Raw genomic sequence first — 15,718 nt, forward strand, 5'->3', positions numbered from 1 at the left:
ACCGGTATGGCTTTGGACAGAAGGAGTTTCAACCGGCGGCTGCTGGCCGGTGGCGTGGTCGCCGCCACCGGGTCGGCCTCGCTGGCGGTGGCCTCCGCACCCACGGCTTCCTCCGCGGAGCCCTCACCGCCCACCGCACCGGCCGGCGGCCAGGTGCGCCACCTCAAGCTCTACGCCGAGCAGTTGCCGAACGGGCAGATGGGCTACGGCCTGGAGAAGGGCAAGGCCACCGTCCCGGGCCCGCTGATCGAACTGGTCGAGGGCGACACCCTGCACATCGAGTTCGAGAACGCCTCGGACGTGGACGCCAGCCTCCACGTCCACGGCATGGACTACGACATCGCCAGCGACGGCACCCGGATGACCCGCAGTCACGTCGAGCCGGGCGGCACGCGTACGTACACCTGGCGCACCCACGCGCCGGGCCGGCGCAAGGACGGCACGTGGCGACCGGGCAGCGCGGGCTACTGGCACTACCACGACCACGTCGTGGGCACGGACCACGGAACGGGCGGGATCCGCAAGGGCCTCTACGGGCCGGTGGTCGTGCGCAGGAAGGGCGACATCCTGCCGGACAAGCAGTTCACGATCGTCTTCAACGACATGACCATCAACAACAGGACCGGCGCCGACACCCCGGACTTCGAGGCGACGGTGGGCGATCGCGTCGAGATCATCATGATCACGCACGGCGAGTACTACCACACGTTCCACATGCACGGTCACCGCTGGGCCGACAACAGGACGGGCCTGCTGACCGGCCCCGACGACCCCAGCCGGGTGATCGACAACAAGATCACCGGACCGGCGGACTCCTTCGGCTTCCAGGTCATCGCGGGCGAACACGTCGGCGCCGGCGCGTGGATGTACCACTGCCATGTCCAGAGCCACTCCGACATGGGGATGGCCGGCATGTTCCTGGTCGCGAAGCCCGACGGCACGATCCCCGGCTACGAGCCGCACCACCCGGACCACCCCGAGGGGGCGGCGAAGTCCGCGAAGAGTGGCGCGAAGACGCCCTCCGGCGGGGAGCACGCGCACCACGACATGGGGTGACGTGCGTCCCGCGGCGGTGAGCCCTCCTCCTGGAGTCAGGAGAAGTGCGCGAGGAAGGCGCGGCAGGTCCGCTGCAGTTCCTCGTCGTGCTCGACGCTTCCGAACCGGCCACTGCGGCGGGTACGGGTCAGCTCCTCGCGCACCTGGGGCAGGGCCTCCTCCGCGGCGGTACCCATCCGGCCGAGGCAGGCCAGCACGTGGTTCGACGTCGCGCCGTTCTGCTGCCAGGCGGCAAGGAGGGTCCGCACGACGACGGGCGCCTCGGCCGGACCGCCGATGTCCCACAGGGCGCTCGCGGCGTGGACGCGGGTCCACTCGTAGTCGGCGGTCAGCATGCTCCGCAGGCGGGGCAGCGCGGGGGCGGCCGGCGGTCCGATCCGGGCGAGCACGTCGGCCGCCGCGTGGTCCCGGTGGCTGTCGAGGAGGCCGTCCAGCAGGGGCACGACGGCGGACGGATCGCCGTCCGCCGCCCACAGGGTGGCCGCGGCGGCCACCTGCACGGCGGGGTCGTCGGCCCGGGCGAGTCCCCGGACCGTGTCGAGGGCGGGTGCGGCCGCGGTCCCGAGAGCGGCGAGTGCGTCGAGGGCGGAGGCGGTGATGCGCCACTGCTCGTGGCGCGCCGCGGCCGTGACGGTTTCGGCGATCACCGGCACGGCCGCCGGATCGCCCAGCCTGGCGAGCGCGGAGAGCAGGGCGTTCGTGCTCATGTCCTGCCACTCCGCGGACACGTCGACACCCGCGAGCTGCCCGCACAGCCGCGGCACCAACCGGTCGGCTGCGAAGTCGAGGTGGCCGGCCACCTGCACGGCACGCCAGGCGTCGACGCCGCCGTCCAGTGCCGTCAGCAGACAGGGCAGGGCACGCGGGTCACCGAGGCGGGCGAGGGCCATGACGGCCTGCTGGTGCGCGCGGCGCGGCAGCGGGTGCGGGGTGGCCCAGGCCTCCGGCCCGTAGGTGTCGCGCTGGGCCGTGACGTATGCGGCGAGGGCATCGCGGGCGGGTTCGGCGATCGCGCTCAGGGCGCCCAGGACCTCGGCGGCTTCGGCGGCGGTGTACGGACGGCCGGGGAGCAGGCAGCCGCCGAGCCGCGAGATGAGGGCGGTGTGGTCGCCGCGCCAGGAGCCCATGAGCTCCTTCGCCATGCGTATCGCGTCGTGACGGGTGGCCGGATCGGGGCTGCCGATCTGCTCGGTCAGGAGCGCGGTGCGCTCGGCGACGCGCGAGTCCAGTACCTCGTGGAAGTTCCGCAGCAAGGTCGTGACCGGGGAGTGCACGCGGTTGTACCGGTCGAGGTCCTCGAACGCGGCGGCGACCTGCGGCGGCACGTTCTGCGCCGCCGCGGGCGCCCCGGGCGCGGCGCACCGGCACTTCCCGGTGGCGCATCCGGCCGCCTCGTCCCCGGTCCCGGGTGCCGGGGCGGGCGTGCTCTGCCGCAGCAGGCCGACGGCCTCGGGCACCGTGCCGGCACCGATGCGTCCCGGGTCGCAGCGGGCACCGTGCACGAGCGCGGCGAGCCGGGTAGGCGGGTCCGCCTCCGTGTCGGCGGCCAGCGCACCGAGCCAGACGCTCACGGCGTCCCTGGCTTCCGGCAGGCGCAGCGCGAGCGTGGCCGCGGTCTCGACGACGGCCAGGCGCTCGTCGATGCCGTCCTCAGCGGGCAGCCGGTCGCGCAGGAGCGCGGCCGCCCGGTCGGCGTCGTCGACGAACAGCCCCAGTGCCCCGATCGCCGCCCGGCGCACCTGGCGGTCGTCGTCGCAGGCGTACGAGACGAAGGACTCCGCGCGCTCGCGCACCACGACCGCGCTTCCCTTGTGGTCCGGCCCGTCGGCGTAGTCGTATCCGCAGCGTTCGACCGCGTGAGCCCCGATGCTGACCAGCAGCCGCACGATCGCGGCCCGGTCGGGTGTGGCGGGGTCGTCGGCCAGGGCGAAGAGGAAGGGCAGGCTCGCCGTCGTACTGGCGTACACGTCCCCTTGGTGGTGGACGGCGCTGTAGAAGTGGCTCAGGGCTTTTCCGCGGGTCTCGGCGTCCGGGGACGCCAGCTCCCTCAGCCACGCCGGGACCTCTGCCGCCGTGCCGTACGCATGGTGCATGGACGCCCAGTCGATGGCGTCGAGTTCTCGTTCGTCGATCATGGGCGGCACTCTGCCGGAAGGCACTGACAGCGGAGCCGCGACAGGAGGCCCGGGCGTCATTTTGTCGATATATGATCCGCGCGGCCCCTCCCCCTCAGGGGTCGCGTTCCGGCTCGCGGGCGGAGCGCACGGGTCGGAGAAGAGAGCCAGGCCTCCCATGAACACAGTGGTCCCCCCGGCGGTCGCGGAGCAGTCCGAGGCCGAGGCGATGTACCGGTTCGAGATGGAGGCGCCCGAGTCCGTCCGGGTGGCGCTCGGGATGAACGCCGCGCGGATCGGCGGCGGTGTCGTGCTGTCGATGCGCCACGACCCAACCCACTACTGGAGCAAGGCGCTCGGCTTCGGCGTCACCGCCCCGGTCACGGCGGAGGTGATCCGTGAGGTGTGCGAGTTCTACCGCGCGGAGGGCACCGCGCAGGCCGTGCTGCAGATCGCGCCCGCCTTCCTGCCCGAGGACTGGGACGACATCTGCGGACGCGAGGGCATCACGGCGGGCTCGTCCTGGGTGAAGCTCGTCTGTCCGGTCGAGGAGGCCGTGACCCGCGCGCAGGCGCTGGAGCCGCCCGCCGGGATCCGGGTCGCCCCGCTGAAGGCGGACCACGCCCAGGAGTGGGGCGCGGTGGTGACCCGTGCGTTCGGCATGCCCGAGGAGCACTACGCGCCGATGACCGCGGCTTCGGCGGCGGAGCCCGGGTGGCACCCGTTCGCGGCCTGGCTGGACGGGGAGATCGTCGGCACGGGCACGATGCACGTTCGCGGCGAGGCGGCCCAGATGTTCGCCGGCGCGGTGCTGCCGCACGCCCGCAGGCGCGGCGGCCAGACCGCCCTGCTGGCCGCCCGGGCCGCCCGGGCGCGGGACCTCGGCTGCCGCGTACTGGTCGCCGAGACCGGCGCCGAGGCGCCCGGCACCCGCAACTCCTCGCTGCACAACATGCGCCGGCTGGGATTCCAGGTGGCGTACGAGCGCCGCAACTGGGTCTGGCGGTCCTCGCCCGAGGCGTGATGCGGCGCAGGCGGTCGCGACGCGCCGGCCGTCCGCGGGGCGCGGCGGCCCTCCGGGGCCCGACCATGGGAGGACCGGGTCCGCACGACGGGACGGGTCCCGGCCCCTCACCCGGAAGGTGCCCATGGCCCAGGAACAGGCAGACCGCGCCGGAGCCGCGCTGATCACCGGCGCGTCCTCGGGGATCGGGCGCTGCTACGCCGAGCAGCTGGCCCGGCGCGGCTACGCGCCGATCCTCGTCGCCCGCCGCGCGGACCGGCTGGGCGCGCTCGCCGAGTCCGTCCGCCGAGAGACCGGTCTGGAGGCGACCGTCCTCGCCGCCGACCTCGCCGACCCGGACGGCCTGGCCCTGGTGGAGCGGGCCGTCCTCGACCACGACAGCCTCGCCGTGGTCGTCAACGCGGCCGGCCTCGGAGCCCTCGGGCCGCTGCGCGAGGCGGCGCCCGCCGACCTGGACCGTCTCGTGGCGGTGAACGTGCTCGCGCTGACCCGGCTGTCCCGGGCGGCCCTGCTCTCCTTCGACCGGCACGGCTCGGGCACCTTGATCAACGTGTCGTCGATCGGCGCGTTCCACGCCCCGCCCGGTGGCACCGCCTATGCCGCGAGCAAGGCCTACGACCTGCACTTCTCGCGGGCCCTGCAACGCGAGGTCGAGGGCAGCGGCATCCGCGTGCAGGTCGTGCTGCCCGGTCCCGTGCGCACCGAGTTCTTCGAGGCCTCCGGCGTGGACTCCGCCCTGTTCCCGCAGGAGTCGTTCGTCGACGCCGACGACCTGGTCCGCGCCACCCTCGTCGGCCTGGACATGGGCGAACTCGTCTGCATCCCCACCCTGCCCGACATGGCGGCCTGGGAGGACGAGGCAGCACGGGGGCAGGGCCTGCGGAACGCGGCGGGCCTGCGCGGCGTCATCAGCGACCGCTACACCCGGCCCTGACCGGCCCAACCGGCCTGCCCGGCCCCGACCGGCCCCGGCGGCCTCAGGAGGGGCCCGAGGCCGCGTCCAGCCGGGCACGCAGGGCCTGGGCTATCTCTCCGGCGGCGGCCAGCTGCTCCGGCGTGAGGGTGTCGACGAACATCTCCCGGACGGCGCCGAGGTGCGGCAGCGTGGCCCCCCGGAAGGCCAGGGCGCCGTCGTCGGTGAGGACGGCCTCGGCACCCCGGTTGTCCGTGGTGCACTCCACGCGCCGGATCAGCCCGCGCCGTTCCATGCGGCCGAGGTGGTGCGACAGACGGCTGCGTTCCCAGCCGATCGCCGCCGCCAGCTCGGAGGAGCGCAGGCGGTGGCCCTCGGCCTCGTGCAGCGCGAGCAGGACCGCGTAGTCCCCGGGGGACAGCGCGGAGTCGCTCTGCAGGCGTGACGCGAGGTGGGAGCGGAGCCGCTCCGTCGTCTCGATGAAGTCACGCCAGATCCGGAGTTCTTCGGTGGTGGGCAGCGGCCCGAGTCTGCGTCCCATGTGCGCCCCTCTGTTTGACACGTCAATCATATCGATGCATGCTTGACGCGTCAATCACTGGCCGCCGGACGCGGAGCCGTTCCGGAGGCGGGAGGAGGGGACCATGAAGCCCACTGCCTTCGAACTGGGTCTGAACTCGTTCGGAGAGATCGCGACGGACGGCGGCCGCGTACTGAGCGACGCCGAGACCGTCCGGCTGCTCGTCGAGGAGGCCGCGCTCGCCGACGCCGCGGGGCTCGACGTATTCAGCGTCGGCGAGCACTACCGGCCCGGACACATGGACACCGCCACCCCTGTCCTGCTCTCCGCGATGGCCACCGCCACCGAGCGCATCAAGCTCGGCACCTCGGTGACCGTGCTCAGCACCAACGACCCCGTGCGGCTCTACCACGCGTTCTCCACCCTGGACGCGGTGTCGGACGGCCGCGCCCAGCTCGTCCTCGGACGGGCCTCGGTCACCGAGTCGTTCGCCCTGTTCGGCCATGACGTCTCCGACTACGACCGGCTCTTCGACGAGAAGCTCGACCTCTTCATGCGCCTGCAGCGGGAGGAGGAGGTCACCTGGTCCGGCACCGTCCGGACCCCGCTGGCCGGCCAGCTGCTGCGGCCGCGCATGCGCGAGGGCGGCATCCCCACCTGGATCGGCGTCGGCGGCAGCCCCAACTCCACCCTGCGCGCGGCCCGCTACGGCCTGCCGCTGATGCTGGCGATCATCGGCGGCCGCCCGCAGCGCTTCGCCGGCCACGTGGACCTCTTCCGGCGCGGCCTCCAGCAGGCCGGGCACCCCGCGCAGCCCATCGGCCAGCACTCCCTGGGCCTCGTCGCGGACACCGACGAAGAGGCGGTCGGGACCTGGTGGCGGTACTGGGAACCGGTCATGACCGCGCTCTCCGAGGAGCGCGGCTTCTACCGGCCCACGTACGAGCGCTACCTGGCCGAGGTCGCCGACGGCGCGCTCTTCGTCGGCTCCCCCGCGACCGTGGCGCACAAGATCGCCCGGGTCGCCCGCGACCTCCACCTGAACCGCTTCGACCTGAAGTACGACATCATGCACCTGCCCCGCCAGGCCCGCGCCCGCACGATCGAACTGCTGGGCCGGGAAGTGGCGCCGATGGTGCGCGAACTGCTCACGAAGGAACCTGCTGATGTCTGACCTCGTCTTCGGCCTCGACACGTTCGGCGACGTGCCGGTGGACGACACCGGTGCCCCCGTCTCCCACGCGGCGTCCATCCGGCAGGTCCTCGACGAGGCCGTCGTGGCGGACCAGATCGGCGTCGACGCCATCGCGCTCGGTGAGCACCACCGCCCCGAGTACTCGGTGTCGACCCCGGAGACCGTGCTCGCCGGAATCGCCACCCGTACCGAGCGGATCAAGCTCGGCTCCGGCGTGACCGTCCTCAGCTCCGACGACCCGGTCCGCGTCTTCCAGCGCTTCGCGACCGTCGACGCCCTCTCGCAGGGCCGGGCCGAGGTGATCCTGGGCCGTGGGTCCTTCACCGAGTCCTTCCCGCTGTTCGGGTACGACCTCAGCGACTACGACGTGCTCTTCGAGGAGAAGATCGAACTCTTCGCCAAGCTCCTCGACGAGAAGCCGGTGACCTGGAGCGGCACCACACGTGCGCCGCTGCAGGACGCCGACGTCTTCCCGAAGACCGAGTCCGGGCGGCTGCGGACCTGGGTCGGCGTGGGCGGCTCGCCCCAGTCGGTCGTCCGCACCGCGCGCTACGGATTGCCGCTGATGCTCGCCATCATCGGCGGCGCCCCCACGCGCTTCGCGCCCTACATCGACCTCTACCGGCGCGCGGCGGAGCAGTTCGGCACGACCGCCCACCCGGTGGGGATGCACTCGCCCGGCTTCATCGCGGACACCGACGAGGAGGCCAGGGAGGGGTTCTGGCCCGGCTACAAGGTGATGCGCGACCGCATCGGCAAGCTGCGCGGCTGGCCGCCGGTCCGCCGCGAGGAGTTCGACGCCGAGATCGAGCACGGCTCGCTCTACGTCGGGTCCCCCGAGACCGTCGCCCGCAAGATCGCCGCGGCGGTGGGCGACCTCGGGGTCCGCCGGTTCGACCTGATCTACACCGTGGGCCCCCAGCCGGTCGGCGCCCGCATGCGTGCCGTCGAGCTGTACGGCACGAAGGTGATCCCCATGGTCCGCGACATCCTCGCGGGCTGAGCCGACGCTGACGCAGGAACGGAACGGAGACGACATGGACACCGAGGGCGTGCGCACGATCGGCATCCTGGGCGCGGGCAAGGTCGGGACCGTACTGGCCCGGCTGGCCCTGACCGCGGGCCACCGCGTGCTGATCGCGGGCTCGGGCGACCCGGCCGCCATCGCGCTCACGGTGGAGGTCCTCACCCCGGGCGCGGTCGCGGTCACCGCCGCCGAGGCCGCCGCCGGGGCCGACCTCGCGGTCCTCGCCCTCCCGCTGGGCAAGTACCGCACCGTCCCGGCCGAGGCACTGCGCGGCAAGCTCGTGATCGACGCGATGAACTACTGGTGGGAGATCGACGGCATCCGCGACGACCTCACCGACCCGCGGACGTCGTCGAGCGAGACCGTGCAGGCCTTCCTGCCGGGGTCCCGCGTGGTGAAGGCCTTCAACCACATGGGCTACCACGACCTGGAGGACGGGGCCCGGCCCGCCGGGACGCCCGGCCGCAAGGCGATCGCCATCGCCGGCGACGACCCCGGCGACCTCGCCGAGGTGGCCCGCCTCGTGGACGCGCTCGGCTTTGAGCCCGTCGTCGCCGGCCCGCTCGCCGAGGGGGCCCGCATGGAGCCGGGCACCGAGCCGTTCGGTGCCAACGTCGACGGCGCGGAACTGCGCGCCATGCTCGACCGGTTCCCGGAGACCGACCGCGGACGGACGGTCGCCGAGGCGCGGGCGTAGACGCCCGCGTACCGGAAGGGCCCGGGCGGGAGGCGATGGCCTCCCGCCCGCGCCCGGCGTTGTCGCACCCCCGTGACACGATCCGCGGCATGGATCTCGACACCGTGTTCGCCGGCCTGGACAGCGTCGCCTGGGCGGATCTGGACCATGCCTACGGCCCCGCCGGCGATGTTCCCGACCTGCTGCGGGCGTTGGCTTCCCCGGACCAGGAGGCCGCGGACGAGGCCGCGCAGGAACTGTGGAGCAGCATCGTGCACCAGGGCTCGGTGTACCGGGCGACGCTGCCGGCCGTGCCGTTCCTGGCGCGCCTCACGACCGCGGGTGTACGGCGCGCGGAGCTGCTGTGCATGGTGGGCGCCGTGGCCGCGGGCGCGGACGAGGGCGATCCGGAACGGCCGGGCGGCGCGCGTGCGGCGGTCGTCGCACAACTGCCGCTACTGCTGCCCCTGCTGGCGGACGCCGACGCCGAAGTACGAAAGTGGGCGGCCTGGGCGGTCGCCCAGTGCGGGCCGGCGGCCGGAGCGGAGGCCCTGGCGGCGCTGCGAGCGCGCTGGGAGAGCGGGACCGGACCGGTGGAGCGGGCCGAGGTGCTGACCGCGTGCGCGGCGGTCGGCCCCGGCACGGCCGACGACCTGTGCGCGGCCGCGGCACGGGCGAGCGAGCCCCCGCAGGTCCGTGTGGCGGCGCTGCTCGCCGTCGTGGACACCGGCCGCCCGTGGGACGACGCGCTGGGCGCCGTCGTGGCCGAACTGTCGCCGCTGGGGCCCCACGTGGTGGACGACCCGTGGGATCGGCAGCCGTTGCGGGCCCTGGTCACCGGACTGCACGAGCGGGGCGACTTCCGCGCCGCGATCGACGTCGCCGTCTCGGCGCTGGAGGGTGCGGTCGAGGCCGTACGCGCGGGTGCGGACCCCAAGGCGGCCGCCGGGGAGGCGACATGGGCGGCCGGGTCCCTCGCGCTGCGTTCCAGGACCGCCCCGGCGCTGCTGCTGCCCGCGATGCTGCCGCTGCTCGACCACCCGGACGCCGCGGGCGACGTCATCGACGCGATACGCGAATGGGCCGTGCCCGCGCCGCAGGCGGTACCTCCGCTGGTCCGCCTGGCCGAGGGCGCGGGAGAGCACGCCGACAGCGCTCTGGCGGCCCTGGTGTGGCTGGGTGCACCGGAGGCGGCGGACCTCCTCGCCCGGCATTTCGAGGTTCGGCCGCGGGCTCTGGAAGCGGCCTTCCGCCGCACCACGCTGAAGCCTCCGGCCCCGCTGCCCTGCACCCCGGCGCTGCTCGACGCCGTACGCGCCCGGCTCGCGGCCCGGACCTCCGGCGCCGCGAAGCCCCGCGAGCGCCGGCCGATGGTGGCTGGCGGGCTCGCCGGCGTCAACGAGCCGGTCCACCTCTCGGGTGTCCTGGCCGGTTGGGGGCCGTCCGCTCGCGCCGCGCTGCCCGAACTGGTCGATGCCCTCCCCCGTCACCCGTTGGTGGTCGGCCGGGCGCTCGCCGCCGTCGCCGGCACCGGGCGCGACCCGGACGTGGTCGCCGCACTCCGTGCCTGTGCCGGGAACGGATCGCCTGCGGCCCCTCAGGAGGCAGCGGCCGCGCTTCACCTCCTCACGGGCGACGCCACCGCCCTGCTCGCCGTGCTGGAGGCGGCCCTCGACGAGCCGGACGGCCGGCGCGACCACTCCGTCCCTGCCGTCGCATCGCTCGGCGAGCAGGCGCGCCCGCTGCTTCCCCGGCTACGCGCGCTGCTGGCCGAACCGGTGGAGACGCGGACGACCATCCCGGCGGTCGAGGCGGCGCTGGCCGTCGCCGCCACCGTCTGGGAACTGACGGGTGATCAGGAGTCCGTGCTGCCCGTGATCCTCGAGGGCCTGAGCTGGGCCGAGCAGCCCTGGGGTGACCGGGCCGCGAGGCGGGCGGCCGAGGTCGCCGCCCTCGTCGGGCCCGCGGCCCGGCCGGCCGCACCGCGGTTGCTGGCGATGGCGGACCGTCCGGGCACGGCCGCGGCGGCCACGCGTGCGCTGGTGGCCCTGCATCCCGGCAGCGACCGCCCGGCCGGCCTCGCGCCGACGGAACTCGTCGACCGCGTGCTGTCGTCGGTCGCGCCCGGTGCGCACCTCCACTCCGCGCTCACCGCGCTGGACGCCCTCGCCGCCCTCGGCCCCGCCGCGTTCACCCCGGCCCAGGTGGACCGCGTACGCCTCCTCGCCGACGGGGAGCACCGCATCGTGCGCTCCGGCCCTCAAGACGACATCGTCCGCAACGACGAGGAGTTCCGCGCCGCCGCCCGCACCCTTCTGGCGGTTCTGACGACCTGACACCCGGGCTCACAGCAACAGCGACATCGGCAGGAGGAGCAGGAGGGCGACGACCGACGCGACGGAGACTCCGAGCGTGCAGCTCTTGAGGGTGCCGCGGGTGGTCTGGCCCATCAGCGACTGGAGCAGCCAGAAGGTGTTGCTCGTGACGTGCACAGCGAACAGCGAGCCGGCGCCGATGGCCAGTGCCACCAGCACGGGGTCGAGGCCGAGGCCGGGTGCGACGGGGGCGAGGATGCCGGCCGTGGTGATGGCGGAGATGGTGACGGAGCCGACGGCGAGGTGCAGTACGGCCGCGACGGCCCAGACCAGCAGCAGCGGTGCGACGTGGCCGCCGGTGGTGAAGTAGCCCCGCAGGACGCGACCGAGGCCGCCGGCCGCCACCACGGCGGCGAGCGAGCCGCCCACCGCGGTCAGGACGAGGATCTGCCCGCTGTCCTTGAAGCCGCGGACCAGGGCGCGTTCCACCCGTTCGCGCCCGACGGTCAGGCGCGCGACGAGCAGCGTGCCGACGAGCCCGGTGAGCAGCGCCACCACGGGGCTGGAGACGAAGGTCAGCACCGGGTTGCGGATGTGGGTGGCCTGGGCGACCGCGCCGGCGCCGATCATCAGCAGGGCGGTCACCAGCGGGGCGAACCGCAGCAGCAGGCGCGGCTGTTTCCCGGCGCCGCACGGCGCCCGGCCCCCCGAGGGTGCTGGCCCCGGTCCCGCAGCGGGCCGGCGCGTCAGGGGACGGCGCCTGCCCGGACCGGCAGCCGGCACCGGGGCGCCACCGACCGTGGCGACGGCTGGGACGGGGCGGCGGACCGGCGCCGCGTCGGCCGCGTCCGCCTTCCCGGTCTGCGGCGCCGCGGGCGCTGCGGTCCCGGAGGCGACGGCCGCGTCCTCGTCGGTGGCGCTGTTCCACAGCCCCCGCCGGAACAGGAAGGACATGATCGTCACCGACAGGAGGACGGTGGGGACGATCAGTACCAGGCCCCACAGCAGCATCGTGCCCAGGGGCACGTGCAGCAGGGCTGCCAGGGCCAGCGCCCCTACGCCGGGCACCATCAGGACGATGCCGCTCTCGAGGCCGATCGCGAGGGCGGCGCCCATGCGGGCGGAGCCGAGCGGGCCGATCCTGCGGGAGGCGGTGCGGGCGAGCGGGGCGCAGATGACCAGGAGCACGTCGAGGTAGATGGCCTGCAGCAGGGTGCCGATGGTGAGCGCCATGGAGTGCGGGAGCCGCCGGGGGCCGAAGGCGTGGAGCAGGCGGTCGACGAGCTGCTCGACGGCGCCCGTCTCCTGGAGGACCGCGCCCATCAGGACGCCGAAGGCGATCAGCAGGCCGACCTGGGCCATGATGTCGCCGAAGCCGGTGGTGACCGTCCTGATCGTCCGGGTCACCCCGAGACCGGTCGCGAGGCCCAGGTAGAGCGACCCCACCACCAGGGAGATCACCGGGTTCACACGGAAGCGGACGATCAGTACGACGATGCCGACGATCGCGACGGCGGTGTTGGCCAGTACCGGGACTTCGGACATCCGCGCTCCCTTGCACACACGGCGCCGGGAAGGCGAGTACGGGCAGGCGCCCCATGGTGGTGCGGAAGCGGGCTCGTCCAGGACCGGCTCTGAGTGAGACGGCGACTCATCATGAGGGTACTCCTCCGGTCCGGCACATGCACACGCATGCGCCGCCCGCCCCATCGCGCAGGGAAACATGCACGTCTCACCCACCGGGATGGACATAAGGGGCTTATTGACGCCTGCTCCCACAACCCACATCATGGAAATTGACATCACGATACGGGTCTGCGAGGTGATGGCAGATGCCCGAACCCTTCGCACCGGACACGAATGCACCGTCCGGTCCTCTCACCGGGCTGCGGGTCCTGGAGCTGGGCAATTTCATCGCCGCTCCGTCCGCCGGCCGTCTCATGGCGGACTTCGGCGCCGACGTCGTCAAGGTCGAACGGCCGCGCGTCGGGGACGAACTGCGCCGCTGGCGGCTGCACGAGGGCGACACCTCACTGCTCTTCCGCGCGATGAACCGCAACAAGCGCTCCGTCACGCTGGACCTGCGGCGCCCGGAGGGCCGCGAGGTGGCCCTGGCCCTGATCCGGCGCGCCGACGTGGTGCTGGAGAACTTCCGGCCGGGCACGCTGGAGCGCTGGGGCCTCGGCCCGGAACGCATGCGCGAGGTCAACCCGTCGGTGATCCTCGTCCGCATCTCCGGCTACGGGCAGACCGGGCCCTACCGCGACCGCCCCGGCTTCGGCGGCGTGGCGGAGGCGGTCGGCGGACTGCGTCACCTCACCGGCGACCCCGACCGTCCCCCGACCCGGGTGGGCATCAGCCTCGCCGACTCCGTGGCCGGTCTGTACGCCGTCGTCGGCGCCCTGGCCGCGCTCCACCGCCGGGCCGCGACCGGGCACGGGGAGGTCGTGGACGTCGCCCTGTACGAGGCGGTGTACTCCCTGATGGAGTCCCTGACCCCCGACCACGACGCCTTCGGCGTCGAACGGGAACGCGCGGGCGGCGCCCTGCCCGGCGCCGCGCCGTCCAACACCTACGCCTGCCGGGACGGGGTGTCCGTGGTCATCAGCGGCAACGGCGACGCGGTCTTCAAGCGCCTGGCGGTCGTCATCGGCCGGCCCGAACTGGCCGACGACCCGCGGCTGGCCGACAACGCGGGCCGCGTGCGGCACGCCGCCGAGCTGGACGCCGCGATATCGGCCTGGACCGGCCGGCTGCCGTACGAGGAGGTCCTGAAGCGGCTGGAGGAGGGCGAGATCCCGTCCGGCCCCATCTACACCGCGGCCGAGATCGCCGAGGACCCGCACTTCGCGGCACGCGGCATGCTCGAACGGCACCTCGTGGCCATCGCCCCCGGCCGGCAGCAGGACGTGGCCTTCCCCGGCATCGTCCCCAAGCTGGCCGAGGCGCCCGGCGGCACCCGGTGGCTGGGCCCGGACCTGGGCGAGCACACCGACACCGTCCTCGCCGAACTGGGCATCGGGGCGGAACGCCGCGCCGAACTGCGCGCGCAGGGGGTGGTGTGAGATGACCGCCGCGCCCGACCAGGTCGTGATCACCGACGTGCTGCTCCGCGACGGGCTGCAGAACGAGCCCGCCGTGCTCCCCCTCGTGGACAAGCTGCGGCTGGCCTACGGGCTGCTGGAGGCGGGGCTGCCCTCGCTGGAGATCGGTTCCTTCGTCAACCCGCGGAAGGTCCCGCAACTGGCCGACACCGACCGGCTGGTGGCCCGGCTGCGGCCCGGGGAGTCCGCGCTGCTGCACACGCTGGTGTTCAACGAACGCGGCGCGCGCCGGGCGATCGGGGCCGGGGCGCGCGACGTACGGCTCACCGTCTCGGCCGGCGACGGCCACAGCCGTGCCAACGCCGGGGTGCCGCGCGACGAGGCACTGGAACGGCTGCGCCCCGCGGTGGACCTGCTGAAGGCCCATCGGGTGCGGCTGGAGGCCACCGTCGCGACCGCCTTCGTCTGCCCCTTCGACGGCGAGACGGACCCGCGCACCGTGGTGGAACTCGCCCGGCAGCTCGCCGCGTTCGGCATCCGCGTGCTGCACCTCGCCGACACGATCGGCGCGGCCAGCCCCTGGCACGTCCGGCGTACCGTCACCGCCGTCCGCGACGCGCTGCCGGAACTCCCCCTCGGCCTGCACCTGCACAACACCTACGGGATGGCGTCCGCAAACGTCTGGGAGGCGCTGCGGCTGGGCGTGCGGCGCTTCGACGCGGCCCTGGGCGGCATCGGCGGCTGCCCGTTCGCGCCCGGTGCCGCGGGGAACCTGGGGACGGACGACCTGGTCAACCTCTGCCACCACGCGGGCATCGCGACCGGTGTCGACGTCCGCCGCCTCACCGCGCTGCGCGAGGAGTTGCGGGTGCTGCTCGGGCACCGGCTCGACTCCGCCCTGTCCGCGGTGCCGACCGCGCCGGTGCCGCTGCGCACCGGCGCCGGGCCGGCTGACGTACGGTGAGTCCCCGTACGGGACGGGCCGGGACGGGCCTGACCAGGACCGGGAAGGACGCGGTGGTGCGCATGGACGGGAAGGCGGGGACCGCGCCGCTGCTGGTGCTGCAGAAGATCCGCCAGATCCTGGAGTGCTTCACCATCGAGCGCCCGGAGCTCAATCTCCAGGAGATCACCCGGGTCACCGGTCTGCCGGCGAGCACCTGCCAGCGCCTGGTCCACAACCTGCTGCGCGAGGGCTTCCTCGACCGTGACGGGGACACCTACCGCATCGGCCTGCACTTCGTGCGGTGGGCGGCGCCGGGCACTTTCGGGCTGGACATCGTCCGCCTCACCCGGCCCGCACTGCAGCGGCTGCGGGACCGGACCGGGGAGACGGCCTGCCTCTACGTCCGCGACGGCGCCCACCGCACGGTGGTGTCGCTGGCGGAGGCCCATCACGTGGTGATGCGGATGTTCGCGGTCGGCATGGTGATGTCCCTGCACGCAGGCTCGGCCGGGAAGGTCTTCATGGCCTTCGACCCCACCGCCCGCCGGGACGCTGTCGGCCACGGCCTCACCCGGCACACCCCGCGGACCGTGGTCGACATCGACCTGCTGGACGACCAGTTGGAGGAGATCCGCCGGAACGGCTTCTCCGCCTCCTTCGAGGAACGCGACATCGGCGCGGCCTCCATCAGCGCCCCCGTCTTCGGCAGCACCGGGGAACTCGCGGCCGCCCTCGGCATCGGCGCACCGACCCAGCGGCTCACCCCGGCCGAGGTGGGCCGGCTCGCCCCCTTCGTCATCGAGGCGGCGCAGGATGCCTCCCGCTCCCTCGGCTACCGCCCCGGCATCCGGAGCGACGACAGCGCGCGCTGACCGCCCGCGGCGGGGT

The 15,718-nt window shown here is 74.0% G+C and carries 13 protein-coding genes; 10 read left to right on the forward strand and 3 right to left on the reverse strand.

Annotated features, from left to right (window positions below; genetic code table 11):
• The first annotated feature begins 12 nt into the window (after positions 1–12).
• Positions 13–1,056 carry a multicopper oxidase domain-containing protein gene (locus tag ACFW3D_RS11345; RefSeq protein WP_500503925.1) on the forward strand — a complete coding sequence of 348 codons (1,044 nt, stop codon included), beginning with the start codon at positions 13–15 and terminating at the stop codon, positions 1,054–1,056.
• Positions 1,057–1,091: 35 nt separating this feature from the next.
• Here the strand turns inward: ACFW3D_RS11345 and ACFW3D_RS11350 are convergent, their stop codons facing one another.
• Entirely contained in the window at positions 1,092–3,191 is a 2,100-nt protein-coding gene (locus ACFW3D_RS11350; protein WP_500503819.1) for a HEAT repeat domain-containing protein, read from the reverse strand.
• A gap of 157 nt (positions 3,192–3,348) precedes the next feature.
• Between ACFW3D_RS11350 and ACFW3D_RS11355 the strand changes: the two genes are divergently transcribed.
• The gene (locus ACFW3D_RS11355) at positions 3,349–4,194 is read left to right on the forward strand and encodes a GNAT family N-acetyltransferase (RefSeq protein ID WP_500503821.1); all 846 of its coding nucleotides are present in this window, start codon (positions 3,349–3,351) and stop codon (positions 4,192–4,194) included.
• Between the two features lie 124 nt (positions 4,195–4,318).
• The gene (locus ACFW3D_RS11360) at positions 4,319–5,128 is read left to right on the forward strand and encodes an SDR family NAD(P)-dependent oxidoreductase (RefSeq protein WP_500503822.1); all 810 of its coding nucleotides are present in this window, start codon (positions 4,319–4,321) and stop codon (positions 5,126–5,128) included.
• 43 nt (positions 5,129–5,171) lie between these two features.
• On the opposite strand, the gene ACFW3D_RS11365 is transcribed toward ACFW3D_RS11360, so the two are convergent.
• Positions 5,172–5,648 (reverse strand): MarR family winged helix-turn-helix transcriptional regulator, encoded by a 477-nt coding sequence (locus ACFW3D_RS11365; protein ID WP_500503824.1) that lies wholly within the window; start codon positions 5,646–5,648, stop codon positions 5,172–5,174.
• Between the two features lie 103 nt (positions 5,649–5,751).
• On the opposite strand from ACFW3D_RS11365, the gene ACFW3D_RS11370 reads away from it, so the two are divergent.
• The 4 genes from ACFW3D_RS11370 (at position 5,752) to ACFW3D_RS11385 (ending at position 10,861) form a co-directional block, all read left to right on the forward strand.
• Positions 5,752–6,801: an LLM class flavin-dependent oxidoreductase gene (locus tag ACFW3D_RS11370; protein WP_500503826.1), complete on the forward strand. Its 1,050-nt coding sequence runs from the start codon at positions 5,752–5,754 to the stop codon at positions 6,799–6,801.
• Complete coding sequence (locus tag ACFW3D_RS11375; protein ID WP_500503828.1) at positions 6,794–7,825, forward strand: LLM class flavin-dependent oxidoreductase; 1,032 nt, start codon at positions 6,794–6,796, stop codon at positions 7,823–7,825. Before ACFW3D_RS11370 ends, ACFW3D_RS11375 begins: the two co-directional genes overlap by 8 nt.
• 34 nt (positions 7,826–7,859) lie before the next feature.
• Complete coding sequence (locus ACFW3D_RS11380; RefSeq protein WP_500503830.1) at positions 7,860–8,546, forward strand: NADPH-dependent F420 reductase; 687 nt, start codon at positions 7,860–7,862, stop codon at positions 8,544–8,546.
• Positions 8,547–8,635: 89 nt separating this feature from the next.
• Complete coding sequence (locus ACFW3D_RS11385; RefSeq protein WP_500503832.1) at positions 8,636–10,861, forward strand: hypothetical protein; 2,226 nt, start codon at positions 8,636–8,638, stop codon at positions 10,859–10,861.
• Between the two features lie 9 nt (positions 10,862–10,870).
• Here ACFW3D_RS11385 and ACFW3D_RS11390 read toward each other — a convergent pair whose 3' ends face one another.
• Entirely contained in the window at positions 10,871–12,385 is a 1,515-nt protein-coding gene (locus ACFW3D_RS11390) for a GntP family permease (RefSeq protein ID WP_500503834.1), read from the reverse strand.
• A 287-nt stretch (positions 12,386–12,672) separates the two neighbouring features.
• Here ACFW3D_RS11390 and ACFW3D_RS11395 point away from each other — a divergent pair, with 287 nt between their 5' ends.
• The 3 genes from ACFW3D_RS11395 (at position 12,673) to ACFW3D_RS11405 (ending at position 15,702) form a co-directional block, all read left to right on the forward strand.
• On the forward strand, positions 12,673–13,905 hold the full coding sequence (locus tag ACFW3D_RS11395; RefSeq protein ID WP_500503836.1) for a CaiB/BaiF CoA transferase family protein: 1,233 nt from the start codon (positions 12,673–12,675) through the stop codon (positions 13,903–13,905).
• Between the two features lies 1 nt (position 13,906).
• Positions 13,907–14,848 (forward strand): hydroxymethylglutaryl-CoA lyase, encoded by a 942-nt coding sequence (locus tag ACFW3D_RS11400; protein WP_500503839.1) that lies wholly within the window; start codon positions 13,907–13,909, stop codon positions 14,846–14,848.
• Positions 14,849–14,910: 62 nt separating this feature from the next.
• Positions 14,911–15,702: an IclR family transcriptional regulator gene (locus tag ACFW3D_RS11405; RefSeq protein ID WP_500503926.1), complete on the forward strand. Its 792-nt coding sequence runs from the start codon at positions 14,911–14,913 to the stop codon at positions 15,700–15,702.
• Positions 15,703–15,718 lie beyond the last annotated feature (16 nt).

This window comes from Streptomyces sp. NPDC058864, assembly GCF_042742985.1.
Classification (GTDB): domain Bacteria; phylum Actinomycetota; class Actinomycetes; order Streptomycetales; family Streptomycetaceae; genus Actinacidiphila.

What these genes read in the sequence shown, in the direction of transcription:
- ACFW3D_RS11350 (WP_500503819.1), bottom strand. Translation starts at nt 3,191, where the DNA reads ATGATCGACGAACGAGAACTCGACGCCATCGACTGGGCGTCCATGCAC.
- ACFW3D_RS11370 (WP_500503826.1), top strand. Translation starts at nt 5,752, where the DNA reads ATGAAGCCCACTGCCTTCGAACTGGGTCTGAACTCGTTCGGAGAGATC.
- ACFW3D_RS11380 (WP_500503830.1), top strand. Translation starts at nt 7,860, where the DNA reads ATGGACACCGAGGGCGTGCGCACGATCGGCATCCTGGGCGCGGGCAAG.
- ACFW3D_RS11360 (WP_500503822.1), top strand. Translation starts at nt 4,319, where the DNA reads ATGGCCCAGGAACAGGCAGACCGCGCCGGAGCCGCGCTGATCACCGGC.
- ACFW3D_RS11405 (WP_500503926.1), top strand. Translation starts at nt 14,911, where the DNA reads ATGGACGGGAAGGCGGGGACCGCGCCGCTGCTGGTGCTGCAGAAGATC.
- ACFW3D_RS11375 (WP_500503828.1), top strand. Translation starts at nt 6,794, where the DNA reads ATGTCTGACCTCGTCTTCGGCCTCGACACGTTCGGCGACGTGCCGGTG.
- ACFW3D_RS11365 (WP_500503824.1), bottom strand. Translation starts at nt 5,648, where the DNA reads ATGGGACGCAGACTCGGGCCGCTGCCCACCACCGAAGAACTCCGGATC.
- ACFW3D_RS11400 (WP_500503839.1), top strand. Translation starts at nt 13,907, where the DNA reads ATGACCGCCGCGCCCGACCAGGTCGTGATCACCGACGTGCTGCTCCGC.
- ACFW3D_RS11355 (WP_500503821.1), top strand. Translation starts at nt 3,349, where the DNA reads ATGAACACAGTGGTCCCCCCGGCGGTCGCGGAGCAGTCCGAGGCCGAG.
- ACFW3D_RS11385 (WP_500503832.1), top strand. Translation starts at nt 8,636, where the DNA reads ATGGATCTCGACACCGTGTTCGCCGGCCTGGACAGCGTCGCCTGGGCG.
- ACFW3D_RS11390 (WP_500503834.1), bottom strand. Translation starts at nt 12,385, where the DNA reads ATGTCCGAAGTCCCGGTACTGGCCAACACCGCCGTCGCGATCGTCGGC.
- ACFW3D_RS11395 (WP_500503836.1), top strand. Translation starts at nt 12,673, where the DNA reads ATGCCCGAACCCTTCGCACCGGACACGAATGCACCGTCCGGTCCTCTC.